General features: G+C 42.7%; 26 protein-coding genes, 3 pseudogenes and 1 riboswitch. Of the genes and pseudogenes, 25 read left to right on the forward strand and 4 right to left on the reverse strand.

Annotated elements, in window-relative coordinates; genetic code table 11:
- Nucleotides 1–9 precede the first annotated feature (9 nt).
- On the reverse strand, nt 10–789 hold the full coding sequence (locus E4U82_RS04815) for a YqhG family protein (RefSeq protein ID WP_135108943.1): 780 nt from the start codon (nt 787–789) through the stop codon (nt 10–12).
- Nucleotides 779–2,437 carry a DEAD/DEAH box helicase gene (locus E4U82_RS04820; RefSeq protein WP_135108944.1) on the reverse strand — a complete coding sequence of 553 codons (1,659 nt, stop codon included), beginning with the start codon at nt 2,435–2,437 and terminating at the stop codon, nt 779–781. Before E4U82_RS04820 ends, E4U82_RS04815 begins: the two co-directional genes overlap by 11 nt.
- Nucleotides 2,438–2,570: 133 nt before the next feature.
- Nucleotides 2,571–2,667: riboswitch (glycine riboswitch) on the forward strand.
- A gap of 638 nt (nt 2,668–3,305) precedes the next feature.
- Between E4U82_RS04820 and gcvT the strand changes: the two genes are divergently transcribed.
- Genes gcvT through gcvPB form a run of 3 tightly spaced genes read left to right on the forward strand, consistent with a single transcriptional unit; the run spans nt 3,306 to nt 7,226 of the window.
- Nucleotides 3,306–4,412 carry a glycine cleavage system aminomethyltransferase GcvT gene (gene gcvT, locus E4U82_RS04830; RefSeq protein ID WP_135108945.1) on the forward strand — a complete coding sequence of 369 codons (1,107 nt, stop codon included), beginning with the start codon at nt 3,306–3,308 and terminating at the stop codon, nt 4,410–4,412.
- A gap of 14 nt (nt 4,413–4,426) precedes the next feature.
- On the forward strand, nt 4,427–5,776 hold the full coding sequence (gene gcvPA, locus E4U82_RS04835; RefSeq protein WP_135108946.1) for an aminomethyl-transferring glycine dehydrogenase subunit GcvPA: 1,350 nt from the start codon (nt 4,427–4,429) through the stop codon (nt 5,774–5,776).
- Entirely contained in the window at nt 5,769–7,226 is a 1,458-nt protein-coding gene (gene gcvPB, locus E4U82_RS04840; RefSeq protein ID WP_135108947.1) for an aminomethyl-transferring glycine dehydrogenase subunit GcvPB, read from the forward strand. The genes gcvPA and gcvPB overlap by 8 nt, the downstream gene beginning before the upstream one ends.
- A 124-nt stretch (nt 7,227–7,350) precedes the next feature.
- Here gcvPB and E4U82_RS04845 read toward each other — a convergent pair whose 3' ends face one another.
- Nucleotides 7,351–7,722, reverse strand: coding sequence for a rhodanese-like domain-containing protein (locus E4U82_RS04845; protein ID WP_135109129.1), 372 nt, complete (start codon nt 7,720–7,722; stop codon nt 7,351–7,353).
- Nucleotides 7,723–8,109: 387 nt separating this feature from the next.
- Between E4U82_RS04845 and E4U82_RS04850 the strand changes: the two are divergent.
- The 6 genes and pseudogenes from E4U82_RS04850 to E4U82_RS04875 all read left to right on the forward strand — a co-directional run.
- Nucleotides 8,110–9,549: pseudogene (locus tag E4U82_RS04850) on the forward strand (vitamin B12-dependent ribonucleotide reductase); the annotation flags it as partial.
- Between the two features lie 257 nt (nt 9,550–9,806).
- Nucleotides 9,807–10,322, forward strand: a pseudogene (locus E4U82_RS04855) (hypothetical protein); the annotation flags it as partial.
- 204 nt (nt 10,323–10,526) lie between these two features.
- Complete coding sequence (locus E4U82_RS20620; RefSeq protein ID WP_135108949.1) at nt 10,527–10,751, forward strand: HNH endonuclease; 225 nt, start codon at nt 10,527–10,529, stop codon at nt 10,749–10,751.
- Nucleotides 10,752–10,835: 84 nt separating this feature from the next.
- Nucleotides 10,836–11,438: pseudogene (locus E4U82_RS04865) on the forward strand (hypothetical protein); the annotation flags it as partial.
- A 144-nt stretch (nt 11,439–11,582) separates the two neighbouring features.
- Nucleotides 11,583–12,002 carry a transcriptional regulator MntR gene (mntR, locus tag E4U82_RS04870; RefSeq protein WP_135108950.1) on the forward strand — a complete coding sequence of 140 codons (420 nt, stop codon included), beginning with the start codon at nt 11,583–11,585 and terminating at the stop codon, nt 12,000–12,002.
- A gap of 157 nt (nt 12,003–12,159) precedes the next feature.
- The gene (locus E4U82_RS04875; protein ID WP_135108951.1) at nt 12,160–13,050 is read left to right on the forward strand and encodes a patatin-like phospholipase family protein; all 891 of its coding nucleotides are present in this window, start codon (nt 12,160–12,162) and stop codon (nt 13,048–13,050) included.
- Between the two features lie 13 nt (nt 13,051–13,063).
- On the opposite strand, the gene E4U82_RS04880 is transcribed toward E4U82_RS04875, so the two are convergent.
- On the reverse strand, nt 13,064–13,438 hold the full coding sequence (locus tag E4U82_RS04880; RefSeq protein WP_135108952.1) for an SA1362 family protein: 375 nt from the start codon (nt 13,436–13,438) through the stop codon (nt 13,064–13,066).
- Nucleotides 13,439–13,695: 257 nt separating this feature from the next.
- On the opposite strand from E4U82_RS04880, the gene E4U82_RS04885 reads away from it, so the two are divergent.
- The 16 genes from E4U82_RS04885 to nusB all read left to right on the forward strand — a co-directional run bounded on the left by E4U82_RS04885 (nt 13,696) and on the right by nusB (nt 25,062).
- A complete protein-coding gene (locus E4U82_RS04885) occupies nt 13,696–14,211 on the forward strand; it encodes a YqhR family membrane protein (RefSeq protein ID WP_135108953.1) in 516 nt (171 codons plus the stop codon).
- A 176-nt stretch (nt 14,212–14,387) separates the two neighbouring features.
- Entirely contained in the window at nt 14,388–14,822 is a 435-nt protein-coding gene (gene aroQ / locus E4U82_RS04890) for a type II 3-dehydroquinate dehydratase (RefSeq protein ID WP_135108954.1), read from the forward strand.
- 15 nt (nt 14,823–14,837) lie between these two features.
- On the forward strand, nt 14,838–15,899 hold the full coding sequence (locus E4U82_RS04895) for a M24 family metallopeptidase (RefSeq protein ID WP_135108955.1): 1,062 nt from the start codon (nt 14,838–14,840) through the stop codon (nt 15,897–15,899).
- A 17-nt stretch (nt 15,900–15,916) separates the two neighbouring features.
- On the forward strand, nt 15,917–16,477 hold the full coding sequence (gene efp, locus E4U82_RS04900) for an elongation factor P (RefSeq protein WP_135108956.1): 561 nt from the start codon (nt 15,917–15,919) through the stop codon (nt 16,475–16,477).
- Nucleotides 16,478–16,839: 362 nt separating this feature from the next.
- On the forward strand, nt 16,840–17,817 hold the full coding sequence (gene spoIIIAA, locus E4U82_RS04905; RefSeq protein ID WP_135108957.1) for a stage III sporulation protein AA: 978 nt from the start codon (nt 16,840–16,842) through the stop codon (nt 17,815–17,817).
- Entirely contained in the window at nt 17,762–18,274 is a 513-nt protein-coding gene (gene spoIIIAB / locus E4U82_RS04910) for a stage III sporulation protein SpoIIIAB (RefSeq protein WP_135108958.1), read from the forward strand. Before spoIIIAA ends, spoIIIAB begins: the two co-directional genes overlap by 56 nt.
- A 106-nt stretch (nt 18,275–18,380) precedes the next feature.
- On the forward strand, nt 18,381–18,587 hold the full coding sequence (spoIIIAC, locus tag E4U82_RS04915; RefSeq protein ID WP_135108959.1) for a stage III sporulation protein AC: 207 nt from the start codon (nt 18,381–18,383) through the stop codon (nt 18,585–18,587).
- A gap of 6 nt (nt 18,588–18,593) precedes the next feature.
- Nucleotides 18,594–18,986: a stage III sporulation protein AD gene (spoIIIAD, locus tag E4U82_RS04920; protein ID WP_135108960.1), complete on the forward strand. Its 393-nt coding sequence runs from the start codon at nt 18,594–18,596 to the stop codon at nt 18,984–18,986.
- Between the two features lie 20 nt (nt 18,987–19,006).
- Nucleotides 19,007–20,200, forward strand: coding sequence for a stage III sporulation protein AE (gene spoIIIAE, locus E4U82_RS04925; RefSeq protein ID WP_135108961.1), 1,194 nt, complete (start codon nt 19,007–19,009; stop codon nt 20,198–20,200).
- Between the two features lie 10 nt (nt 20,201–20,210).
- Nucleotides 20,211–20,843: a stage III sporulation protein AF gene (gene spoIIIAF / locus E4U82_RS04930; RefSeq protein ID WP_135108962.1), complete on the forward strand. Its 633-nt coding sequence runs from the start codon at nt 20,211–20,213 to the stop codon at nt 20,841–20,843.
- On the forward strand, nt 20,840–21,475 hold the full coding sequence (gene spoIIIAG, locus E4U82_RS04935) for a stage III sporulation protein AG (protein ID WP_135108963.1): 636 nt from the start codon (nt 20,840–20,842) through the stop codon (nt 21,473–21,475). Before spoIIIAF ends, spoIIIAG begins: the two co-directional genes overlap by 4 nt.
- A gap of 12 nt (nt 21,476–21,487) precedes the next feature.
- On the forward strand, nt 21,488–22,063 hold the full coding sequence (locus tag E4U82_RS04940; protein WP_135108964.1) for a SpoIIIAH-like family protein: 576 nt from the start codon (nt 21,488–21,490) through the stop codon (nt 22,061–22,063).
- Between the two features lie 231 nt (nt 22,064–22,294).
- The gene (gene accB / locus E4U82_RS04945) at nt 22,295–22,798 is read left to right on the forward strand and encodes an acetyl-CoA carboxylase biotin carboxyl carrier protein (protein WP_135108965.1); all 504 of its coding nucleotides are present in this window, start codon (nt 22,295–22,297) and stop codon (nt 22,796–22,798) included.
- Nucleotides 22,799–22,813: 15 nt separating this feature from the next.
- Nucleotides 22,814–24,178: an acetyl-CoA carboxylase biotin carboxylase subunit gene (gene accC, locus E4U82_RS04950; protein WP_135108966.1), complete on the forward strand. Its 1,365-nt coding sequence runs from the start codon at nt 22,814–22,816 to the stop codon at nt 24,176–24,178.
- Nucleotides 24,175–24,561 (forward strand): Asp23/Gls24 family envelope stress response protein, encoded by a 387-nt coding sequence (locus tag E4U82_RS04955; RefSeq protein ID WP_135108967.1) that lies wholly within the window; start codon nt 24,175–24,177, stop codon nt 24,559–24,561. Before accC ends, E4U82_RS04955 begins: the two co-directional genes overlap by 4 nt.
- 120 nt (nt 24,562–24,681) lie before the next feature.
- Nucleotides 24,682–25,062 (forward strand): transcription antitermination factor NusB, encoded by a 381-nt coding sequence (gene nusB, locus E4U82_RS04960; RefSeq protein ID WP_135109130.1) that lies wholly within the window; start codon nt 24,682–24,684, stop codon nt 25,060–25,062.
- The last annotated feature ends 11 nt before the right edge of the window (nt 25,063–25,073 follow it).

Consider the following 25,073-nt stretch of genomic DNA (forward strand, 5'->3'; position numbering starts at 1 on the left):
AGCCTGTTTTTATTTGGCTTCATCTTTTAAATAAAAAATACCACCATTGATGACCTTAAATGTAATATACGGCGAATAGCGCTTTTTAATTTCGTCAATTTCTTTTTTCATGTCTTGTTCTGCTGTTTCCCCTTTATAAAAATGACGGAGCAGATTGATTTCTTCTTCCATTGTTTGCCGTGATGCTTCCGCCCACTCATGATTCTGGTCCAGAACATAGTTTTCAAGCACCTTTTCAATTCGTTTAAATCCGCTGTGTAGTTTGATCATTGGAGAAATGGTATAACAATAGTCGGGAATCGTGTTTTTTATTGTTTTATGCTGGAGTTCATCCATCATTTCCAGTTTCATGATGCCATTCACAAGGTGAAGTCCAATCGAAATCATTTCATCCATTTTTTGTTTTCCCTGATAGCTGATTTTGATATTTGTGACAAGCCATGGGAATAAAGCTGTTTTGTGATCTGTATCGACATGTTCAAAGAGTTTCGTATACTTTTCATTTGTATGCAGGTGGCTGATGATCTGATGTACACGCGGACTTCCATAATGAATCCATTCGTGCTTTCCGTCCCGTTTTTCCGGGTCCGTAATCAATGTCAGCTGCTTAGGGTCGCCGGGGTGGCCCATTTTTTTGATATAATGCCAGTAAAAGGGCCTGTTCATTAATGCCCGGTCCATTTCTTCTGTCAGCTGGACGGTGAGCACGCCATTTGTGTCATGTAGTAATTCACAATGATGGGCTGAGAAGTAAGACTCTAAAAAGGCGTGTAAATGGTTAATTGCCATATTGCTGTTCCTCCTGTTGGGTTTCTTCATGTGTCAGCTGGATAACTGAGGACAGGTTATCCAATTTTATTTTGGCTTCACCAGTTGAAGCTGATTCCGAAAAGATTGTCTGGATTTCGGATTCAATATCGTTTATATTCAGCTCGGCAAGAATACTGTCCAAATGGCCAATAACTTGTTCGAACAAATTGATTTTCTCATACAAAAGGGTCATGATATGCTCTTCTACCGTACCGCGGATAGCAACGTTGTATATATGGACATCATTTGCTTGACCATACCTGTGAATTCTGCCGATACGCTGCTCAAGCCGCATCGGGTTCCAAGGGAGATCGTAATTAATTAAATGATTGCAAAACTGTAGGTTAATGCCTTCCCCGCCGGCTTCAGTTGCAATCAGAACCTGAGCATGGTGCTCAAATAGCTGTTTCATCCAATCTTTTTTTCCTTTTTTAAACCCACCTCGATACGGAACTGAGGTAATCCCGTTTTCCTTCAGATACCATTGAAGGTATACTTGTGTTGCCCGATACTCGGTAAATACTATGACTTTTTCCCCACCTGCCTGGTTAATCAAATCGACAACCTTGGCAGCTTTGGTATGCTGGGGAAGTTCTTCGATTGCCTCTGTTATTGGTTTAATTATCTTTTCCCTTGGCTCGTCCGTTATCATTTTTTGCAGTGACAAGTAGCATGCTTCACGGGAGGAGCAAAGTTCTCTAAGCAATGTGATTTTTGAAAAAGCAGGGAAGACGTCAACAGCATTTTCCAGTTGGGAATAAACCGCTCTTTCTTCCTCGGCAAAGTCAATCCAGATGGTCTCAATGTTCCGCTTAATGGCATCAAATTTTGCGTTTTGGCGTGTATTGCGGATCATCACTTTTTGGATCAATTGTTTTAAATAACCATCTTGTTTCAGTTTTTTACGATCCTTGCCGTATTGTTCCAGAAAGCTGTCATAGTCGCCTAAATGCCCGGGTTTCAGTATGGAAACAAGGTTAAATATTTCCACCAGCCGATTTTGAACAGGGGTGGCTGTCAGCAGCAGACAATACGTTTTCTTCAGAGACTTCACGAAGTTAAAATTTTTCGTTTTGTGATTTTTTAATTTATGCGCCTCATCCACCAGCAGAAAATCATAATCCTGTTCGAGAATCTGTTCACGGTGTGGTGAACGTTTTGCGGTATCCATTGAGGTGATAATCACATCATATTGGTCCCATGGATAGCTTTTCCGGAATGTCACTGCTGGGATATAAAATTTTTCATTCAGCTCCTGTGCCCATTGATTGACCAAAGAAGCCGGGACAATAATCAGTGCTTTTTTAACCAGGCCTCTGAGCATGTATTCTTTTAATATCAGACCAGCCTCAATTGTTTTACCAAGACCTACTTCATCGGCTAAAATCGCTCGGCCGTTCATATCCTCAACGACTTGTCTGGCGCATGATAACTGATGGTCCAGAAAATCCATCTGCGGTAAATAATCCAGCGCTTTTAATCCGTTAAAAGAAGGGGCCATCGTTGTCAGTGCCGCCTGGTAATTCATCATGAAAAGATCCCATGAAGAAAAGGGACCCTCTGTATTTAAACGTTCTTCAAATCCGTTGATAAACATGGAATCCTGTTGTATATCGATTTGGTTCATCGTTAACTCCTTTTTCACAAAGTTATGATTTTCCCTACTTTTAGTATGGTTCATGTGGTATAATGCGAGTAACATAGATCGTGTTTTCTGGGTCCTACATAGTATAACCAAAAAATTCAATATCATGATGCGAATGATTACAAGGGGAGAGTTTACTGTTCAGCAGCACAGTAACGCCGAAGGAGCAAGCATTCCGTGAATCTCTCAGGCAAACAGACTCTTGTAGGACGCAGCTCTGGAGAGTGTTTACCATGGTAAACCACCCACGAAGCAAGCACTTTTGATGAATGGAGGCCTTTACAAAAGTGTGCAACTTTCTGGTTGAAGGACAGAGATTTCCCTGACGGCAGGGAAGTCTCTTTTTGTGTGCACCTGCAGAGGTATGAGGCAACAAATATTGGCTGTTTTCTGAGGTTGTTGTTCATAACATAAAATCCATAAACTGCGACTTAAATCAAAACGACGGAGTTTTACTGCCGCTGCGCAAATGCCCTTCGCTTTCCGCGGGCGGCTGGTGAGCCTCCTCGCGCTGACGCGCTGCGGGGTCTCACCTATGCCTGTTTTCCCGCTGGAGTCTCCGGGTATTTCCTCCGCTGGGTGATGTGTCTTTTTAAAGCAAACAAGCGCTATCCACTATGTAGCTGGTTGATTGGAGCGAAGGGAAGCCGACTCCTGCGGGAAAAGCAACAGCTGAAGACCCCGCAGGAAGTGGTTTTCTTCCGGGGAGGCTGAAGCGTTGCCCGCGGAAAGCGGCTTCCCGTAGCGGAAATCAACAAACACCAACGTCGCAGTTTATCTCAACAGTGAAGATAAAAACAACAATAATCATGAAAGAAGCCAAAATATTAAAACAGAAGGAGCTGATGAAATGAGTGACTTAAAGCGGACACCTTTATTTCCTGAATATGAAAAATCAGGAGGCAGGACAATTGACTTTGGCGGATGGGATCTGCCTGTTCAATTCAGCGGCATTAAGCATGAACATGAAACAACCAGGACGAAAGCGGGCTTATTTGACGTTTCCCATATGGGAGAAATCATGGTCCAAGGGCCGGCGAGCGAGAAGTTTTTACAGCAGATGGTCACAAATGACGTTTCCAAATTAACGCCCAATCGTGCCCAATATACGTTTATGTGTTATGAAGACGGTGGTACGGTTGATGATTTTATCGTCTACATGCTTGAGCAGGACAAGTATTTGCTTGTGGTTAACGCGGCAAACACCGAGAAAGACTTTGCATGGCTGACAGAGCATAAAAGTGGCGATGTTTCCATCGAAAATGTGACCCCGAATTATGTTCAACTGGCACTGCAGGGGCCGAAAGCGGAATCCATTTTACAGCGGTTGACGGAAACGGATTTGAACCAAATTAAATTTTTCCGGTTTGAAAACCCTGTGTATTTTTCATCGATTGAGGCTGGGGGGATTGTATCCCGAACAGGATATACGGGTGAAGATGGCTTTGAGATATACATTGAAGCAGCTGAGGGCAGAAAACTTTGGCGGCTTCTCTTGGAAACGGGTGAAACGGACGGACTGGAACCAATCGGCCTCGGGGCAAGGGATACGTTAAGATTTGAAGCCAACTTGCCTTTATATGGTCAGGAACTTTCCAAAACGATTTCCCCGGTTGAAGCGGGCATGAAATTTGCGGTTAAGATCAATAAAGCAGAAAATTTTATCGGTAAAGATGCCTTGAAACAACAAATTGAGAATGGCCCATCACGAAAGCTTGTTGGAATCGAAATGATTGATAAAGGGATCCCGCGTACAGATTATCAGGTTTTTGCCGGTGATGAAAAAGCAGGTTTTATCACAACCGGCACTCAATCACCAACATTACAAAAGAATATTGGACTCGCACTTGTAAATAGTGAATTTGCATTAGAAGGAACCGAATTGTACGTACAAGTCCGCAATCGAAAACTAAAGGCGACCGTTGTCAAAACGCCATTTTATAAACGTGAACAATAAGGGGGAAGGTTTATATGGAATTCCGTTATTTGCCAATGACCGAATCGGATAAAGCGGAGATGTTGACGACCATTGGTGTTGAATCGACCGATGCGCTATTTGCGGATATCCCGGAAGACGTCAAGTTTAAGGGCCAATTAAACCTGAAAAAGCCGGCTAACGAGTCAACACTGATGAAAGAATTGACAAGCATGGCAGGAAAAAATGCCAATTTAAAAGAATACAGTTCATTTCTTGGTGCAGGGGTTTATGATCACTATATTCCCTCCGTGGTCCATCATGTTATCTCTCGCTCAGAATTTTACACGGCGTACACACCGTATCAGCCGGAAATTTCTCAAGGGGAATTACAGGCGATATTCGAATTCCAGACGATGATTTGTGAACTGACCGGAATGGAAGTGGCCAATTCCTCGATGTATGACGGGGGCACAGCACTCGCTGAGGGTGTAACATTAAGCGCCGGGCAGACGAAGCGGAACAAAATTATCGTCTCCAAAACCGTTCATCCGGAAACAAGGGCCGTGGTCCAAACGTACGCAAAGGCGCAAAACCTTGAAATCGTTGAAATCGAACCTGAGAATGGGGTAACCAATCTGGAACAACTGGAAAAAGAAGTGGATGAAACTACAGCAAGTGTTGTCGTTCAGTACCCCAACTTTTTCGGCCAGGTTGAACCATTGGATAAAGTGAACGCGATTATCCGGCAGCAGAAAAAGACGATGTTTATTGTTTCCAGCAACCCGCTGGCATTAGGCTATTTAACGCCACCAGGTGATTTTGGCGCCGATATTGTCGTTGGTGATACACAAGTATTTGGCATTCCAGCTCAATTCGGCGGGCCGCATTGCGGTTATTTTGCCACGACAGACAAGTTAAAACGCAAAGTTCCTGGTCGCTTGGTCGGCCAAACAACAGATGAGGATGGCGAACGCGGATTTGTGCTGACACTGCAGGCAAGAGAGCAGCATATCAGACGTGACAAAGCAACATCCAACATCTGTTCTAATCAGGCATTGAACGCGCTGGCCAGCTCAGTTGCCATGAGCTCAATTGGAAAATACGGTTTACGCAAAATGGCCGTATTGAATATGCAAAAAGCACGTTATGCCAAACAACAACTAGCGGCAGCCGGCATGCCAGCTGTTTTTTCGGGTCCATTTTTCAATGAACTGGTGATACAACTGCCGGGAGATGTTGCCGATATTAATGACAGACTTGTGAAGAGCGGCATTATCGGCGGATATGACCTTGGGTTCACGTATCCGGAATGGAAGGGCCATATGCTTGTGGCTGTCACGGAAAACCGTTCAAAAGAAGAGATTGATACGTTTGTCAAAGAATTGGGGGATATCCATGGCTAATCAGGATTTTTCGTTAATTTTCGAACGCGGCAAAAAGGGTAGAACCAGTTACAGTCTGCCGGAAATGGATGTTCCGGAAATGGATCTTGACAATGAATTTGAGAATTGTTATGTCCGTTCTGATGCACCTGACTTGCCTGAAGTCAGTGAACTGGATATCATGCGGCACTACACGGGACTGTCAAGAAGAAACTACGGCGTCGATTCCGGCTTTTACCCGCTCGGTTCTTGTACCATGAAATATAACCCGAAAATCAATGAAGATGTTGCAAGTCTTGATGGATTCAGCCATATCCATCCACATCAGGACCCGAAAACGGTGCAGGGTGCGATGGAAATGATGTATGATCTGCAAGCATCACTGTCCGAATTGACCGGTATGCATGATTTTTCCCTGCAATCGGCTGCAGGCGCACAAGGGGAATGGAGCGGCTTGATGATGATCCGGGCATTCCATGAGGCCAATGGGGATGATAACCGGACAAAAGTGATCGTACCCGACTCGGCACATGGCACCAATCCGGCTTCGGTAACAGTTGCGGGATTCGAACCGGTCACCGTTCAAACTAACGAAAATGGATTGGTTGATCTCGAAGATCTAAAACGAGTGGTTGATGAGGAAACAGCCGCCATGATGCTTACTAATCCCAACACGTTGGGTCTCTTTGAAACCGACATTATGGAGATGGCAGAGATTGTTCATGGTGCAGGCGGGAAGCTTTACTATGATGGAGCCAACCTGAACGCAATCATGGGCTATGCCCGTCCCGGGGATATGGGGTTTGACGTTGTGCATTTGAATTTACACAAAACATTTACAGGGCCGCACGGCGGCGGAGGACCGGGGTCAGGACCGGTTGGCGTAACGGAAGAGTTCGTTTCTTATCTGCCAAAACCGGTGCTGACTAAAAAGGATGACCAATTTGTATTTGATTATGACCGTCCGGCGTCCATCGGCCGGATAAAGCCATACTACGGAAACTTCGGCATTTATTTGCGGGCTTACACGTATATCCGGACAATGGGTGCTGAGGGGCTTAAAAAGGTGAGCGAATATGCGGTACTGAATGCTAATTATCTGATGCGCAGGCTGGAAAAAGAATACGTGTTGCCATATCAGCAGCATTGCAAGCATGAATTTGTTTTATCCGGCAAAAAGCAAAAGCAGCTTGGCGTGCGCACGCTGGATATTGCTAAGCGTTTGTTGGACTACGGCTATCATCCGCCGACCATCTACTTCCCATTGAATGTGGAAGAAGCTATGATGACCGAACCGACCGAAACCGAGTCAAAAGAAACGTTGGATGGTTTCATTGATGCCATGCTGCACATTTCCGAAGAAGCCAAAAATGAGCCGGAAACGGTTCAGGAAGCACCGCATCAGACGGTTGTCAAACGGATGGATGAAACAACGGCTGCACGGAAACCGATATTGCGTTATCAAAAATAAAATGGACGGGGAAAGACTCCCTGTCCATTTTATTTATCACTTATCACGTATGTAAGGATAAGCGTGGGACCCCGATGTTAAAGAGCCCCACTATTGAAGTATCACCTTATTAAAATAAGCAACGTTACTTTACTTTTACTTTCCCAGTCCATTTTTTAAAGCCGCCCTTGAGCTGGCTGATGTCTTCATAGCCTTTTTTATGGAGCAATTGTGCAGCTCGTCCTGATCTTGAGCCGCCTTGACAGTACAAATAAACTGGCTTATCTTTCCTCAACTCCACCAGCCGCTGTTTCATTTGAGTCAGTGGAATATTCCGTGCACCAAGGATATGGCCTTTATCAAATTCATTTGGTTCCCGCACATCAATCAATTGTGCTTTTCGGTAACCCTCTCGGAACTGGTCTTCTGTTAATGTCTTCAAAAAGTTTTTTTGTCTGAAGTACCGGAACATACCGAATGCTAAAAGAGCTACAACAATTATGATTAAAATTTCCATTATGAATCCCCCGTCAATCGAATTCTTTCCACCCTCTATTATATGGCGGATGTTAATTTTTTTCAAAGTATTTTTCTCCTCGGAGACAATGATATTGTATTGCCCGACTTTTTAGGGGGGTGCTGGTTTACCGGGATCTGTCGTATTTTTGTCGAATGCTAAAAACAAAATTTAAAAAGGTTAAAAACGTTATATTTTTAGTAGTTAACTTGAATTTGCTTAATCATTCTTGATATATTAATGCTTTACTGTAGTTGACAAATGACAATTCCCTCATTTTTCCCTCCATATATTGTATTGTTTTAGAATTTATACACCATATATTGTTTTAATGGTTCAAAATGTGGTATGTTAATAATAGCAGATAAGTTAAGGGAGGGAATCAATATGTCGACTGCTGTTGTAAATCAGCATGGTATTGATGTAGGAGCGTTGAATGAAGATATAAAACTGTTCGAGCCGGTACACCCGATTACAGACGACATGAAATTGACACACAAAGGTGTATCACGTCTGGTTATGCTTGACAGGTATGCATTTAAAGATACCACAAAAACGACGTTAAAAGCAGGGGATTTTGTTGTATTAACTGTAAAGGCCGATCCCAAGTTTCCTGCACGAGGACTTGGATTTGTCACGTCTGTTGATTGGAATCACATGGAGGCAATGGTTCAAGTCGATTCTGAATTTGTCTCTGTCCTGGATGATGAAGAGGAAGCTTCTACGGGTATCGTCAGAAGGGCACTGAGCGTAATTGACAAACCATTGGAGGTTTATTATGAACAGATTGCCAAACGAAATGCGACGGGGCTCGCAGGTGTAGAGACAACTAAAGCACAGCAGGACGAGTGGTGTGAAAAATTCAATGAAGAACTGAGCAGCATGAACTTTATTCCTGCAGGCCGTGTCCTTTACGGGGCAGGGGCAAATACAGATGTAACTTATTTCAACTGTTATGTCATGCCCTATATTAAAGATTCCCGTGAAGGCATTTCAGATCACCGCAAACAGGTGATGGAAATTATGTCACGCGGAGGCGGTGTCGGAACAAACGGTTCGACACTCAGACCGCGAAACACATTGGCAAGAGGTGTGAACGGCAAATCATCCGGATCTGTCTCATGGCTGGATGATATCGCCAAATTGACACACCTTGTAGAACAGGGCGGTTCAAGACGTGGTGCTCAAATGATCATGTTAGTCGATTCGCACCCTGACATTATTGAATTTATCATTTCAAAAATGCAGAATCCGAGAATTTTAAGGTATTTGATTGAAAACACAGAAGATGAACAGATTAAAACATTGGCACAGGAAAAACTGAAATTCACCCCTTTGACTGAAACCGAATCAGACCTTTATCAGGGCATCATCAATTACCGAACAATGCCGGGACAAGGTGGTTTCACACAGGCAGCATTTCGTGAAGCAGAACAAAAACTGGTCACTGGGGGCTCATACGATGTCCATAATCCGGAGTTTTTGACCGGTGCCAATATCTCAGTCTGTATCACAAAAGACTTCATGGAAGCTGTGGAAAATGATGATGTTTATGAACTGCGCTTTCCTGATGTGGAGAATTATACCGAAGAAGAAATGAAAGCCTACAATGAACAGTGGCATGAAGTCGGTGATGTCCGCAAATGGGAAGAAATGGGCTACGGTGTCCGGGTCTATCGTAGAATTAAGGCAAAGGAATTATGGAACCTGATTAACATTTGCGCGACATATTCGGCCGAGCCGGGAATTTTCTTTATTGATAATGCCAACGAAATGACAAACGCCCAGGCCTATGGTGATCAGGTCGTTGCAACGAATCCGTGTGGTAAAGTGGCATAGTTTGCCTCACGTAAAAAATCGGATGAATTGCTGGGAAGCTAAGGATTTTTTATCTAAGCCGATCAGCAGCCAAGCTAGCCAGGGATGGTTAGAAGGTTCAGAGACTAGTCATACACCACTGGAACAGTGATGAAATGGCCACGAGCGTCCGATATTCCGATCTGATAATCGGAGTAAAGATATAGTCCGACACTCCATTGAAAAGTGGAGAAGTCCAGGATAAAGAACCTGGAATAGAACAGATGGAACAACCGCTCGCACCTTACTCTGTTTGTAACCTTGCCGCTGTCAATTTGGCAGAAATGGCTGACAAGCAGGCGAAAAAGGTCGATTTTGAGAAACTCAAACAGACGGTTCAAACAGGAGTCCGCATGCAGGACAATGTGATTGATGCAACACCATACTTCCTGGAAGAAAATAAAAAACAGGCGCTCGGTGAACGCCGTGTTGGTCTTGGTGTGATGGGACTGCATGATTTACTGATCTATTGCGAGACCAAATATGGATCAACTGAAGGCAACGAAATGGTGAAAGATATTTTCGAAACCATCGCAACGACGGCTTATCGTGAATCGGTAGAACTCGCCAAACAGAAAGGCAGCTTTCCGTTTCTTGTCGGACAAACCGATGAGGAAACGAAAGAATTGCGGGAAGCGTTTGTTCACACCGGTTATATGAAAAAAATGCCGGAAGATATTAAAAAAGATATCTTAGAATACGGTATTCGTAACTCACATCTATTAACTGTTGCGCCAACGGGTAAAGTCATTGCCCCCTATATCTGTAAAGATGTAGCGTAAACTTGGCTATATGCGGGAAACTCTCAGTATCCTTTCATACTCGCGTCTTGCCGGCGCATTTTGTCCGAGTAAAAACTGAAAGGTGGAGACAATCCGCAGGGAAGTCGTGGCTGACCCCTCAACGACTCTACGCCAAGCAACCATGTTTAAACACCTTGGATTTATATGAGAAATATAAAAGAGGTGGAACGAAGAAAAGCTGAACTAAGGGATGAATTTACTTGTCAAGATTGTGGTTTGACTGAGAAGAAATATGGTAAAGAACTACCAATTCACCATATAATTCCATTTAGAGAATTTAACGGAGATTGGGAGCGTGCAAATGCGCTTTCACATTTAATCAGGTTATGTGAATATCCGTGTCACCGCAATAGGCACAAACGTGGTTGATGATATAGTCTGATCCGCATGGCGACATGTGGAGTGGGTACTAATATTCCCACCCTCTATAATAAATAGAGAGTAACAAAAATGAGTACTGGCACAATGGCCGGCGTCAGCACCGGATTGGAACCCTATTTTTCCTTCTCCTATTTCCGAAGCGGCCGGTTAGGGAAATTCATAGAAGTCAATGCAGATATCGTTCAGGAATATCTTGATAAACATCCTGAGCAAGACCCGGAAAATCTTCCTGAATGGTTCGTATCAGCTATGGACCTGGCACCGGAAGAACACGCAGACACGCAATGTGTGATTCAGCGCTGGGTGGACAGTTCCATCTCCAAAACCGTCAACGCACCTAAAGGCTATACGGTTGATCAGGTGGAAAGTGTGTACCGTAGATTATATAATGGCGGTGCAAAAGGCGGTACTGTTTATGTTGACGGAAGCCGTGACACACAGGTATTAACACTAAAAGCGGAAAAAAACGCCTTTGGTGAACAGACAGAGCTTTTTGAGGACGAAAAGCCGAAAGTGGTTCTAATGGATACCATTCAGGAATTGGACAAGACGAATGTTACGATTGGATCCGAAGTTGGGGACACCTGCCCGGTCTGTCGAGAAGGAAGTATCGAGGATATCGGCGGCTGCAACACATGTACAAGCTGCGGCGCCCAGCTCAAATGTGGTCTATAGGCAAATTTAAATGAGGGACTGGTATGTGGCCAGTTCCTCATTTAAATGCCACGGAACTTGTCTCAGCAGTGGAAATCCTGTATCCTTTATAGAGAAACACTTTTGCATTGACTAAAAAATTATTCCGATGAAATGAGTGATTCGATGCCAACGCCAAGTATGGAGGATTATATTGAACAAATTCATAACCTAATGGAATCAAAGGGATACGCGCGTGTATCTGATATCGCTGAAGCTTTGCTGGTACACCCATCGTCTGTCACAAAAATGGTCCAAAAACTGGACAAGGATGGCTATCTTAACTACGAGAAGTACCGGGGATTTATTTTGACGCCAAAAGGCGAGAAACTAGGTGAACGGCTTGTCTACCGGCATGAATTGCTGGAAGAATTTCTCGAAGTTATTGGTGTTGACAGAGACAAGATATATGAAGATGTGGAAGGAATCGAGCATCATCTTAGTTGGAATTCCATTGACCGGATTGGTGATCTTTTGCAGTATTTCAAAGCTGACAATGAACGTATTCATGATTTACAAAGCATCATCCAGACAAGTGAAGCGTGAGTTGATAAATTGTGAGTTCTATTTTCCCCAATGTGTTCTTACATATATATAGAGTGGCTCTATATCCGTGGTCTGCGAAGGGATCTTTCGACACGGATTCAGAGTAATCATACACGAACCGTCAGTTAGAATGCGGTGCACAGCGGGGAGAGGACAGATGAAAATTGATGGGGTATTTTCGGGCGGCGGTGTAAAGGCATATGCATTTGTTGGCGCGTTACAGCAAATTTCCGAACACAATCTTACGTTTGAGAGAGTGGCGGGGTCGTCTGCCGGTGCTATGATAGCGGCCTTCCTTGCAGCTGGATATCGGTTTGACGAAATAGATGAAATCGTACAGGATCTGGACACTCGGAAACTGTTGGACCCACCTAAGTGGACAACGATCATCCCTTTTTCCAAATGGATAAACCTTTATTTCCAGCTTGGCTTGTACAAGGGAAATAAACTTGAAAAATGGATTGCTCAACATTTGGAAAGAAAAAAAGTCCACACCTTTTACGATCTGAAACCAGGCTATTTAAAAGTGGTTGTGAGTGATATCTCGCTCGGTAAACTTGTTGTTATTCCAGATGATTTGAACAGAATTTATGGGTTGAACCCGAATTATTTTCCGGTTGCAAAAGCAGTACGGATGAGTGCGGGTTTTCCATATTTGTTTATGCCCAAAAAAATACCAGGAAAATTGAACAGGAAAAGCCTGATTGTTGATGGGGGCTTATTAAGCAACTTTCCATTATGGGTTTTTAGAGACAAGGGGCACCGGAGCAAACGCCCGGTCATCGGATTAAAATTAAGCAACTGGCCAGAACAGAAACAACCGCGCGATATTCATCATGCACTTGATATGTTTCATGCGCTGTTTTCCACGATGTTAAATGCTCATGATGCCCGTTATGTTTCCAAATCGGATCAGGATAATATTATTTTCATCCCAGTGGACCATGTGGAACCAACAGACTTCGCACTGACGCCGGCCGCGAAGGAATACTTGATTGAAACAGGAAAGAAAAGAGCAGATTCATTTCTTAAATACTGGCCGAACTAAAAACCGGGCACGTCTAAAAACTGGCCCGGTTTTTTCTTTTTGATTTATTGCCATCAATAACCCGCAGATGGGATGGGCGTTTATGCGATTTCTTTTTCAATGAAAACGACTGCGGACGTTTAGAAGGAGTGGTTGGTTTATTTTGTTGCCGGCTGTATTTGGCTTTGGATTGTTTAACCGCTTTTTTATACTTTTTGGAATCGTTTCCTGGTGTTCGTTTTCTGAAAAAGAGAAAATAGATTAACGCAAAAACAGCAATCCCGAATCCAACCATCGTAAATATACTGGTGAGAAAGGAAGCTGTATTGGTAAACAACTGTGCGACAACACCAATAATGGCCAGGCCAATAACCGCATAAACCAGCAAAGCACCTTTATTTTGACTCAACTGAATATCCTCCTTTCACGCTTATAGGACTGCCTGCTATACCTATACCACGTTTATCGCAATTTTATCATCTTCTTAAAACATTTTTTGTGCTATTTATAATTGTTACCGTTCCTGTATAAAATATGCACGATTTACCAGAGTATTTTATATGTCTTATTTTACTAGAAATTTGGCTTGAAAACCAGTTAATTGACCGCCCAATCACAGGATTGGTTTTGCGGTATTCGGTAACAATATAAATGGAGGTGTTTTTAATGGAAAATCAAGATAAACTGGAGCAGGATAAACAGGAAGAACCGGTCAGTTTATTGTCCAGATCGTTGGTGACAGGGTTTGTCGGCGGATTACTAGGGGGTTTTTTTGGGATCGTCCTGTTCTATTTTAATTTTTCAGAAGTATCCCCGAAAAGCTATCTGCTCCGTTCATGGCTTACGGCGAGCTGGATCGACAGTTGGCTTGGGACCGTTTTGTCGATTTTGATGATCGGGGTCATTTCATTGCTGACAGCGTTTATTTACTATGTACTCTTTAAAAAAATCAACTCACTCATGATGGGCATCGCTTATGGGATTGTTATGTGGTTTATTGTTTTTTATATCATTCAGCCAATTTTTCCGAACATCCCCCCATTGATGGAATTGAGTGCCAATACTATTGTTTCGACAGTCTGTTTATATATATTATACGGTACGTTTATCGGATACTCTATATCGTATGATTATAACGATACCATGTATAAATTAAGAGCTGATAAGGAACGAAAAAGCTAAATGATGATCCTGCTGTTACGCAATTGTTTTAGTTTATGGTACACTGGAACAGTCCATAACGATTAAAGTTGTTCAAGAAGCCTGGTAAAAATGACACATCGAATTTTTGGGTCTGTTTTTATCCTATTCCTTTTTGAGCACGCATTATTCTGATTGTTAAAGGAATGAACAATAATATGAACCGTCTTTTACTGATGAATGGTCCGAATATTAATTTATTGGGCAAACGGGAAAAAGAAATCTATGGGGAATTCACATTACAGACGATCGAAGACAATTTGACCGAACTGGTTCAAGCTTACAGTGGGGAACTGGATTGTTTTCAGTCAAATCATGAAGGAGATCTGATCGATTATCTGCATCAGGCAAATGAATTGGCGTATGACGGGATTATTTTTAACCCTGCTGCATACACCCATACGAGTATTGCACTAAGAGATGCGATTGCTGCAATCAATGTGCCAGTTATCGAAGTGCATATTTCTAACGTGCACAACCGTGAGGCTTTTCGACACAAGTCGATGCTAGCAGCTGTTTGTTATGGACAGATTGTCGGCTTTGGCATGAATAGCTATCGGCTTGCGGCACTAGCTTTTCTGGAAAATAAATAGAAAGGGATGATCTTTTTGGGGAAATTGACCAAACTTCGAAAAAAATTACAGGATAACAACCTGGATGCTATTTTAATTACCAGTGCTATCAATCGAAGGTATATTACCGGTTTTACTGGAACGGCAGGCGTAGCCGTTATCAGTGAGAATGATGCGCGCTTCATTACAGACTTCCGCTACATAGAGCAGGCAAATAAACAGGCGACCGACTTTACCGTTGTCGAACATAAAGAATTCATTCATAAAGAAATGAATGAACAGTTAAAACAAATGAATGCAAAACGCGTCGGCTTTGAAAAAGACCATGTGACGTTTTCCACCTATGAACGCTATGAAGAAACGTTTGACGCCGAGCTCGTTCCGGTCAGTGGGCTGGTTGAGGAGTTGCGTTTAGTCAAATCAGACGATGAACTGGCTATTTTAAAACAGGCAGCCAAAATAGCTGATGATGCATTTCGGCATATCCAGGGCTATATTAAACCGGGTGTCAAGGAAATAGATATCTCTAATGAACTTGAATTTTTCATGCGCAGACAGGGCGCAACGTCATCCAGCTTTGACACGATTGTTGCATCAGGTTACCGGGCTGCTCTTCCACATGGTGTTGCTTCTGACAAAGAAATTCAATCCGGCGAACTGGTAACCATGGATTACGGCGCTCTGTTAAATGGCTACTGCTCTGATACGACCAGAACAGTTGCTGTAGGAGAGATTAATGATGAACTTAAGACGATCTATAACACGGTTCTTGAGGCACAGCTGCGTGGTGTTGACGGAATCAAACCGGGTATGACCGGTAAAGAAGCTGATGCCGTGACAAGAGACTATATAAAAGAAAAAGGGTTTGGTGACTATTTTGGTCATTCAACAGGGCACGGGCTCGGTATGGAAGTGCATGAGGGTCCGGCATTGTCTTTTCGATCTGACAAAAAGCTGGAGCCCGGCATGGTCGTGACGGTTGAGCCCGGAATTTATATTCCTAACGTTGGCGGCTGCCGAATTGAAGATGATCTCGTCATAACAGAATCAGGCAATGAACGATTGACAAATGCAGAAAAAGAACTAATCCAACTCTAGTTAAGGAGGATTTTGATATGATTTCGGTAAATGATTTTAAGACTGGCCTGACCATCGAAGTCGATAATGATATCTGGCAAGTAATGGATTTTCAGCACGTTAAACCAGGAAAAGGTGCTGCTTTTGTCCGGTCGAAATTACGGAATCTGCGGAATGGCAATATTCAGGAAAAAACCTTCCGTGGCGGTGAAAAAGTGAACAAAGCACATATTGAAAACAGGAAGATGCAATATTTATATGCCTCCGGTGACAGTCATGCGTTTATGGATACAAACACTTACGAACAGCTGGAACTGCAGACAAGTCAGATTGAAGACAAGTTAAATTTCTTGCGCGAAAATATGGAAGTGTCTATCATAACCTACGAAGGTGAAATAATCGGTGTCGAACTTCCTAAAAATGTTGAACTGACCGTAACCGAAACAGAACCGGGTTTAAAAGGTGACACAGCAAGCGGTGGATCGAAACCGGCGACACTGGAAACCGGTTATGTTGTCCAAGTTCCCCTCTTTATTAACCAGGGAGATGTATTGTTGATTAGCACGTCGGAAGGTAAGTATGTATCAAGAGCTCATTAATCATGAATGTTAAAGCGATCCTGCAAAACAGGGTCGTTTTTTTAATGTCCAGGAAATCATATTTTCAAAAACGCTGTAGATAACTGGTAACCTGGTCAGTCATGTCCAGCTTCGACGTACAGGACGTACTAGTGCCGGCGTTGGCACAGGACGTGCCGAACTTAGCCGGCCAGCGCCTACTCCCTCGAGGTCTTAAGCAATTCGTGGCAAAACCGCCATTACAAATTCTTGCTTAAGCTTTTCGGGGATGAACAAGGCGCCCCGCGCTTTTCTTAGGGGCTTTTTTACTGTATGCCGAGTCATAATTCGCGTTTTTCAACATACATTTACTAACAAGCTATTGTAAAGGTGAGGGCATTTGAATGGACGAGATATTGCGCTTATTTCCAGAAAACTTTAGACAAGCCTTAAACAAAAAAATCAGCGGCCGCTGGTCTAAGATACAGGAAATCCGCTTCCGGCTTCAACAACCGCTTGAATTAGTCTTTGACGGCCATACAGAATGGCTGGATCGCCTCAAACCTGACAAGAATGACGGCATGTTTTTGCTGAATCAGCTGAGTGAATTTTCCCTCTACCGGATGGAAGATGAATTAAGGGAAGGGTACGTCACCATCGAGGGCGGACACCGTGTCGGATTATCCGGTAAAGTGAATACACTAAATGGTCAGGTGAAAGCAATCCAGAATATTACGTATTTCAATATTCGCATTGCCAAACAAACAATCGGAGCGGCACGTCCACTTATACCATATTTATATGATCATCAGTATCTTAATACACTCCTGATTGGTCCGCCGCAAACAGGAAAAACAACGCTGGTCCGTGATCTGACCCGTCTGATCGGGACAGGCTGGGATAAAGCAGGCGCGCATAAAGTTGGGGTCGTGGACGAGCGTTCGGAAATTGGCGGTTCAAAAAAAGGAGTCCCCCAGCATGATTTAGGCCTGAGGACCGATGTGATGGACGCCTGTCCAAAAGATGAGGGGATGATGATGATGATCAGGTCGATGTCACCTGAAGTACTGGTCGTTGATGAAATCGGCAGTGAATCTGATGTAGCGGCATTAATGGAAGCCATTAATGCCGGTGTGGCTGTCATCTGTACCATCCACAGTAATTCACTGGAGGCGTTGAAGAAACGTCCGTCTTTAAAGCCGCTGTTTACACAACACGTTTTCCAGCGGTTTGTCCTATTAAACAGGCGGGAGGGCCCAGGGGCTATTTACCGGATTTATAATGAACATGAAGAGAATCTTTTGCAGAAATCGAGGTGCGTAACAAATGCAGTGGATTGGCGCGCTTCTTTTCATAGGCACCACAACACTGATCGGGTTTGATATTAGCAGGAAATTAAACGAACGGCCAAAACAGATCAGGCATATGAAAAATGCCTTGCAGATTTTGGAAGCAGAAATATTGTACAGTCAATTACCTTTACAGGATGTATTTGCGACGATCGCGATGCAGATTCCGGAGCCGATCAGCTCATTTTTTAATCAGTTGGATATTTCACTAAGTCAAAATAATCGTGATTTGTACCACGTATGGACAACGCATTTAGACGAATTAATGGCTTCCTCAGCGTTTGATGCAAATGAAGGGGAAATTCTTAAACAGTTTGGTAGAACGCTTGGTCAGCACGATTTTGATCAGCAGCAGAAGCATATTCATCTGACCATTAAACATTTGGATCGTGAACTCGATGACGCACGGGATAACCAATATAAATACAGTAAAATGGCGAAAAGTTTAGGACTTTTATGCGGTCTGTTTATTGTATTGCTGCTCATATAAGGTTGTACAAAAGGTCCGGTAAAAATGACACATCGACTTCTTGGTTCTTGGTTCTTTTTATCTTCCTTTTTGAACACGCTCATTTAGAGAGGGAAGGGGTACGTCTATGGGTATTGATGCTTCCATGTTATTTCAAATCGCGGGAATTGGAATTATTGTTGCACTGATTCATACCATTCTGAAGCAAATGGGAAAAGAAGATATGGCCCATTTTGCAACCATTATCGGGTTTGTCATCGTCATGGTAATGGTTGTTAATCAACTTTCAGATCTTTTTCAACAGATTAAATCAGTATTCCTTTTTCAGGGGTAGTCATAGATGGAAATCATTCAAATCGTCATGATTGGAATCATTGCTAGTATTCTTTATATGGTGTTAAAAGAAATCAATGCTTCCTTTGCGTTTTTTTTAGTTCTTGTAACAGCTATCCTGATTTTTTTAGCGGTCATCCAACAAATCGGTATTATTTTCAGAATGATTGAGTCATTGGGAAATAAAGCAAATGTTGACGGCATGTATATGCAAACGATTTTAAAAATCATCGGGATCGCTTATATTACGGAACTTGGAGCAAACCTCACAAAGGATGCCGGGCTCGGCTCAGTGGCAGCCAAGATCGAACTGGCCGGAAAGATATTCATCCTCCTGCTGGCTGTTCCGATTATTACTGCTGTTATCGAGGCGATATTAAGCTTCGTATCTGCGGTTTAGGAAAGGGGTAATGGGCTCGCATGATACAAACTAAGCGGATAATTGCCGGCGTCTTGTTAATTCTATTGTTGCTTTTTGTAGGACAGGCAGCCGTGTCTGCAGCGGAAAATCAGGAGGAACTCAGGCCAGAGGATATAGAAAACCAGCTGCTGAATGATATCTCACTTGATGGTATTCAATCCTATTGGAAAACCCTAACAGATGATTATGGAGGGTATGTGCCGGAACTGGAAAAAACAAGTATTTATGAATTTGTTAAAGATGATGGTTCATTTTCGATTAAAAGTACATTATGGGGTCTTGTTGAGTATTTACTTCATGAGCTGATTCTGAATGGAAAATTATTAGGCACCCTGTTGATGCTCACACTATTTTCAACGATTTTACAGACGATGCATACAGCTTTTGAAAGGGGTGCTGTCAGTAAAATTGCTTACTATGTGGTTTATATTGTCTTAATATACCTGGTTTTAAACAGCTTTTATCTGGCGGTGTCCTATGCCAATGATGCGATTGACATGATGAGCAGTTTCATGATTGCGTTATTGCCGTTGATGTTAGGAATCATGGCTACACTCGGGAATGTTATAACGGTTTCTTTTTTTCACCCGATTATCATATTTCTGATTAACGTGAGCGGCGTGCTCGTATCCAGATTTATTTTACCCTTATTATTTCTGGCGGCTCTTTTATTAATTGTGAGCGATTTGAATGAAAACTATAAAGTAACAAACTTGGCCAATTTGTTTAAGCAAGTCGGGATGGGAACGTTAGGTGTATTTTTAACCATCTTTTTAGGTGTTATGTCAGTACAGGGAGCAACAAGTGCTGTGCAGGATGGCGTGGCGATGAAAACCACCAAATTCATTACCGGTAATTTTATCCCGGTAGTCGGGAGGACATTTACAGATGCAACCGACACGATTTTAAGTGCTTCCCTGTTATTGAAAAATGCTGTCGGGATTGTCGGGGTCGTAATGATTGTATTGATTGCCATATTTCCGGCTATTAAGATATTTGCCATCGCCCTGGTTTACAAGCTGTCAGCAGCCATTTTACAACCAATTGGAGCGGGGCCTGTCATATCAGCACTCGAGACCATCAGTAAATATATTGTATTCATTCTTGCTTGTCTATTAGCCGTCACCTTAATGTTTTTTTTAGCAATTGTTATCTTAGTAGCTGCCAGTAATATTACAATTCTCCTGCGTTAGGGGTGGGACCATGGATATGCTGATTAATTGGGTGACCCAAATCATTATATTTTTGCTGCTGGCATCTGTGGTGGACTTGCTCATTCCGGCAAATTCAATGAAAAAATATGTCAAGTTGGCAATGGGTCTGATCCTGATCCTCATTTTTTTAAAACCGGTCTTTTATTTGTTTGAGTTCGATGTGAGACAGGCGCTGGAAGAGTCTTTCACAGAGGTGAATCACATGCAGAATGAAAATAATCAAGCAGAAAATTTAATGAAAAAGCAAAAAAATGAAATACAAGCCTCCCAACATGCATATATTTTAGAACAAATGGCTGTCCAATTAAAAGATTTAGCAAACGACCCCTTGCAAGCGAAATATCAACAAGAAATCGCGCATATCGATTTTCAATTTTCTGCAGAGACTGAACTTAATTACGACAATTTGAATGAACATTTGGATGAAGTCGAGGTAACATTGAAAGAATCCGAATCCAGGGAGGGGGGAGTGGACGCTGTTGAGGATGTGGTCATTAACACGGATAAGCCGTTGAACAACGAAACGGAAATTGATGCGGATGGGGTTAAACAGCTATTACACAATGAATGGGATGTAGACAAAGAGAAGATCACCATTTTAGGGGAGGGAGGGTCATTTTGAAAAATCTTTTAAAAAAAATATTACCGCATTCGAGTTCATCGGAGAAGGTGTCCAAAAAAGCCGGATACATTATCGTGATAGGGTTAATAGGACTATTGCTGCTCATTATAGGCAACGTATTCTCATCCAGTGATGAAGATGACGATCCATCCATGAATTATGATCCTTCAGAGAATGCAACAGAACAGAAGACAGATGAAACATTTTCGGATAAATCATCCAAAACGTCGGATGTAGATGAAATAGAAACAAGTTATGAAGACGACCTCAGGGGTTTGCTGAACAAAATAGAAGGCGTTTCGGAAGCAGAGGTGATGGTCAATCTTGATTCAACGAAAGTAAAGGTATACGAAAAAAACCTGATAACCAGTCAGCAGGTAACCGAAGAGTCGGATACAAATGGGGGTACGAGAGATGTTGAAGACAGCCAAAAGGAAACACAGGTTGTACTGGTGAACCAGGGGGACAAAGAAGTCCCATTGCTGATCAGGACGAAGAAACCGGGTGTCAGAGGCGTCTTTGTTGTTGCGAAAGGAGTGGATCATGCAACAGTTGAACAGTGGGTAGTAGAGGCGGTTTCACGCGTGCTTGATGTTCCAACACATAGAGTTTCAGTAATGCCAAAAAATTAGGAGGCTGTAAATATGTTAAAAAAACAAACTGTCTGGCTTTTGACGATGCTAAGTTTAATGATTGTGCTGAGTGTTTATTACATGACTTCACCCGGAAATAGTGGTGACCTTGCGTACGTCGATCAAGAAGAAAATAATTCAGAGGAAGCAGCATCTTCTGATACATCGGATGGCAAAACAACTGAAGGGGACACGGATGCAGACGTGAATGACATATCCGAATTGGGTGATGATCAGCTGTTTGCATCAATTCGAATGGAAATTCAGGACGATCGCAGTGAAACCAAAGACCGGTTGGATGATGTTGTTGCATCAAGTACAGCAAGTGTCGAAGAAAAAAGCGATGCCAGAGACGAGATGAATCAACTTGATGAGAGGTCGAGGAAGGAATCTATTCTGGAAGACTCCATTATTGCAGCAGCAGACTATAGCGATGTCCTTGTCCGGCATGAGGACGATAAGGTGATTGTACATGTTCAGGAATCTGAACCGTTGAGCAACTCTGAAGCTGCCAATATCATGCAAATGGTCAATGATGAGTTTGGGGAGATCCCGGTTACGATTGATTATCAGACAGTTGAAAGCTAGATACGGGATAAAACCGGGTGGAGCGACACCCGGTTTTTAAATGGTACCCGTGAGTATGATTCGCATAAACAGCTGAACATTGATATAATGACTGTACTGATAAGGTTTATGTTTTACATAGGAGGAATGCTTTTCAAGAGTCCGAGTTGAAGTTTTGACTCTATTTATCGTAAGATGTTAAGAGGCATTGTTAGGATCTGTTATTAATTTGGAAATGAAAGGGTGCGAGATATGTTAAAAGCACAAGAAATACGCGAACTGATTCAATTAATTGACCAGTCAGAAATCGGTGAATTTACTTATGAAACAGACGGTGTGACGGTTTCGATGAAAAAATCCAATAACCATTCGGCTGTCACTGCAAACACAAAAACGGAAACAGTTCCTGATCAGCCATCTGAGCCGGTTAAAACTGCCGGGACCGAAATCCGGACTGAACCCAAAGAAGCCAATGCACCGAAAGAAGAACCTGCTGCAGAAAAGACAGCCGAGGCAGACAAGGAAATTGTTTCACCGATGGTTGGGACATTTTATACAAAACCAACGCCTGAGAGCGATATATATGTGCAAAAAGGGTCAAAAGTTGAAGCGGATACGGTTGTTTGTATTGTAGAAGCTATGAAACTGTTTAATGAAATTGAAGCAGAAACAACCGGAGAAATTACAGACATATTGGTTGAAGATGGTGAATTGGTGGAATACGGCCAGCCATTATTCAGAGTAAAGACAAAATAAGGGGATGTCGTACACGTGATTAAAAAACTGCTAATTGCGAACAGAGGGGAAATAGCGGTTCGCATCATACGAGCATGTAAAGAAATGAATATTGCGACTGTTGCTGTATACTCTGAAGCAGACAGAGATGCATTACATGTGCAGCTGGCTGATGAAGCCTATTGTATTGGGCCTGCACTTAGTAAAGAAAGTTACTTGAACTTTACCAATATCATGAGTGTTGCGACACTTACAGACGTTGATGCTATCCACCCCGGCTATGGATTTCTTGCTGAAAATGCTGATTTTTCAGAGATCTGCAAAGCTTGTAACATCACGTTTGTCGGCCCTTCCGCCGAAGCCATTCAAAAGATGGGTGTGAAGGACGTTGCCAGGGAAACAATGAAAGCAGCTGATGTGCCAATCGTACCAGGATCTGAAGGAATCATTGAAAATGAAGAAGAGGCGATCAGAATTGCAGAGGAAATAGGCTATCCACTCATCATTAAAGCAACTGCTGGTGGCGGTGGTAAAGGGATACGTGTTGCCAAAACAGAAGAAGATCTGATCAAAGGCATACGTGTGACACAGGAAGAAGCTGAAAAGTCGTTTGGTAATCCTGGTGTTTACCTGGAAAAGTTTATTGAGGATTTTCGTCATGTGGAAATTCAGGTGTTGGCTGATCAGCATGGTAATGTTATACATCTTGGTGAAAGGGATTGTACGATCCAGCGAAGACTCCAAAAGTTAATTGAAGAATCGCCATCACCTGCTTTAACACCTGACATACGCGCGAAGATGGGGGAAGCAGCTGTCAAGGCTGCTAAGGCTGTTGATTATGTTGGAGCTGGAACCATCGAGTTTATCTTTGACCGTTCAAGCCAATCATTTTATTTTATGGAAATGAATACACGTATTCAGGTAGAACACCCCGTCACCGAAATGGTAACCGGAGTTGACTTAATTAAAGAGCAGATCAACGTCGCCAACAATGAAAAGCTGGCCCTTCATCAGGATGACATCAAATTTGAGGGGTGGGCAATGGAATGCCGTATAAACGCTGAAAGTCCATTTAAGAACTTTATGCCGTCCCCCGGGAAAATTGATTTGTATCTCCCACCAGGCGGTTTAGGCGTACGGATCGAATCAGGAGCGTATCCCGGCTATCGTATCCCGCCATTCTATGACTCAATGGTTGCTAAATTAATCACGTACGGAAAAACAAGAAAAGATGCCATTGATAGAATGAAACGTGCACTGGATGAATTTGTTGTTGAAGGTGTTGACACAACGATTCCGTTTCACCGGCAAATAATGGATCATGCTGTTTTTGTGAATGGCGATTTTAATACAAAATTCCTTGAGGAAAATCCGATTATAGAAAAGGATGATGAACGATGAGCGAACAGCCTTTACTGAATGTAAGTGATGGTTCAAGTTTAGGAAGAGTCGAGATTGCTCCGGAAGTCATTGAAGTCATAACAGGCATTGCAGCATCTGAGGTAGATGGTGTGTCATCAATGCGCGGGAATTTTGCAACAGGGGTTGTTGAGCGATTCGGCAAAAAATCGCACGGTAAAGGAGTTAAAGTTGATCTGACTGAAAACGGCATTCTCATTGATCTGTTTGTTGTATTGAATTTTGGCGTTTCCATACCTAAAGTAGCTCAGCAGCTGCAGGAAAATATTCGTCAGACGTTAAAAAATATGACTGCCCTGGACATTGATGAGATTAATGTACATGTTGTCGGTGTCCAGATGGAAGGTACAGAAGAAAGTGAATAGAAGTGAAAGGTCAAAAGATTGATTTCTTTTGGCCTTCTTTCGTTAAATGTTGTTCTGGCTTTTGGGTTTTCAAACGTGTTATGATTTGAATTAGGACACCAATCAAAGGAGTTATGCATGATGAACCGGCACGCAGCAAGAGAAAAAGCATTGCAAATATTATTTCAACTTGATATGAACGATATCCCACCCGAACAGGCTATGGAAGAACATCCCGAATCACTTGAGGCCGATGACTACCTGAAAGGTCTTGTCAAAGGAGTTGCGGGCCATAAAGATGCTATCGATCAAACAATCGTGGAGCATTTAGAGAAATGGTCCATTGATCGCATTGCCTCTGTGGAAAAAACAATCTTGCGTATCGCCATTTACGAAATGAGCTACCGAGACGATATCCCGGAAAATGTGGCCATTAATGAAGCAGTGGAACTTGCTCATTCGTTCGGGGATGCGAAATCCGGCAGGTTTGTTAATGGGGTGTTATCAAACATCATGACATAAACAAAGCATTA

The organism is Lentibacillus salicampi (assembly GCF_004565465.1).
In the GTDB taxonomy this organism is placed as follows: Bacteria; Bacillota; Bacilli; order Bacillales; family Amphibacillaceae; genus Lentibacillus; species Lentibacillus salicampi.

What these genes read in the sequence shown, in the direction of transcription:
- E4U82_RS20620 (WP_135108949.1), top strand. Translation starts at nt 10,527, where the DNA reads ATGAGAAATATAAAAGAGGTGGAACGAAGAAAAGCTGAACTAAGGGAT.
- E4U82_RS04940 (WP_135108964.1), top strand. Translation starts at nt 21,488, where the DNA reads ATGTTAAAAAAACAAACTGTCTGGCTTTTGACGATGCTAAGTTTAATG.
- spoIIIAF (WP_135108962.1), top strand. Translation starts at nt 20,211, where the DNA reads ATGGATATGCTGATTAATTGGGTGACCCAAATCATTATATTTTTGCTG.
- efp (WP_135108956.1), top strand. Translation starts at nt 15,917, where the DNA reads ATGATTTCGGTAAATGATTTTAAGACTGGCCTGACCATCGAAGTCGAT.
- E4U82_RS04875 (WP_135108951.1), top strand. Translation starts at nt 12,160, where the DNA reads ATGAAAATTGATGGGGTATTTTCGGGCGGCGGTGTAAAGGCATATGCA.
- E4U82_RS04885 (WP_135108953.1), top strand. Translation starts at nt 13,696, where the DNA reads ATGGAAAATCAAGATAAACTGGAGCAGGATAAACAGGAAGAACCGGTC.
- spoIIIAA (WP_135108957.1), top strand. Translation starts at nt 16,840, where the DNA reads ATGGACGAGATATTGCGCTTATTTCCAGAAAACTTTAGACAAGCCTTA.
- E4U82_RS04820 (WP_135108944.1), bottom strand. Translation starts at nt 2,437, where the DNA reads ATGAACCAAATCGATATACAACAGGATTCCATGTTTATCAACGGATTT.
- aroQ (WP_135108954.1), top strand. Translation starts at nt 14,388, where the DNA reads ATGAACCGTCTTTTACTGATGAATGGTCCGAATATTAATTTATTGGGC.
- spoIIIAD (WP_135108960.1), top strand. Translation starts at nt 18,594, where the DNA reads ATGGAAATCATTCAAATCGTCATGATTGGAATCATTGCTAGTATTCTT.
- spoIIIAE (WP_135108961.1), top strand. Translation starts at nt 19,007, where the DNA reads ATGATACAAACTAAGCGGATAATTGCCGGCGTCTTGTTAATTCTATTG.
- spoIIIAC (WP_135108959.1), top strand. Translation starts at nt 18,381, where the DNA reads ATGGGTATTGATGCTTCCATGTTATTTCAAATCGCGGGAATTGGAATT.
- E4U82_RS04845 (WP_135109129.1), bottom strand. Translation starts at nt 7,722, where the DNA reads ATGGAAATTTTAATCATAATTGTTGTAGCTCTTTTAGCATTCGGTATG.
- nusB (WP_135109130.1), top strand. Translation starts at nt 24,682, where the DNA reads ATGAACCGGCACGCAGCAAGAGAAAAAGCATTGCAAATATTATTTCAA.
- mntR (WP_135108950.1), top strand. Translation starts at nt 11,583, where the DNA reads ATGCCAACGCCAAGTATGGAGGATTATATTGAACAAATTCATAACCTA.
- E4U82_RS04955 (WP_135108967.1), top strand. Translation starts at nt 24,175, where the DNA reads ATGAGCGAACAGCCTTTACTGAATGTAAGTGATGGTTCAAGTTTAGGA.
- gcvT (WP_135108945.1), top strand. Translation starts at nt 3,306, where the DNA reads ATGAGTGACTTAAAGCGGACACCTTTATTTCCTGAATATGAAAAATCA.
- spoIIIAB (WP_135108958.1), top strand. Translation starts at nt 17,762, where the DNA reads ATGCAGTGGATTGGCGCGCTTCTTTTCATAGGCACCACAACACTGATC.
- gcvPB (WP_135108947.1), top strand. Translation starts at nt 5,769, where the DNA reads ATGGCTAATCAGGATTTTTCGTTAATTTTCGAACGCGGCAAAAAGGGT.
- accB (WP_135108965.1), top strand. Translation starts at nt 22,295, where the DNA reads ATGTTAAAAGCACAAGAAATACGCGAACTGATTCAATTAATTGACCAG.
- E4U82_RS04815 (WP_135108943.1), bottom strand. Translation starts at nt 789, where the DNA reads ATGGCAATTAACCATTTACACGCCTTTTTAGAGTCTTACTTCTCAGCC.
- gcvPA (WP_135108946.1), top strand. Translation starts at nt 4,427, where the DNA reads ATGGAATTCCGTTATTTGCCAATGACCGAATCGGATAAAGCGGAGATG.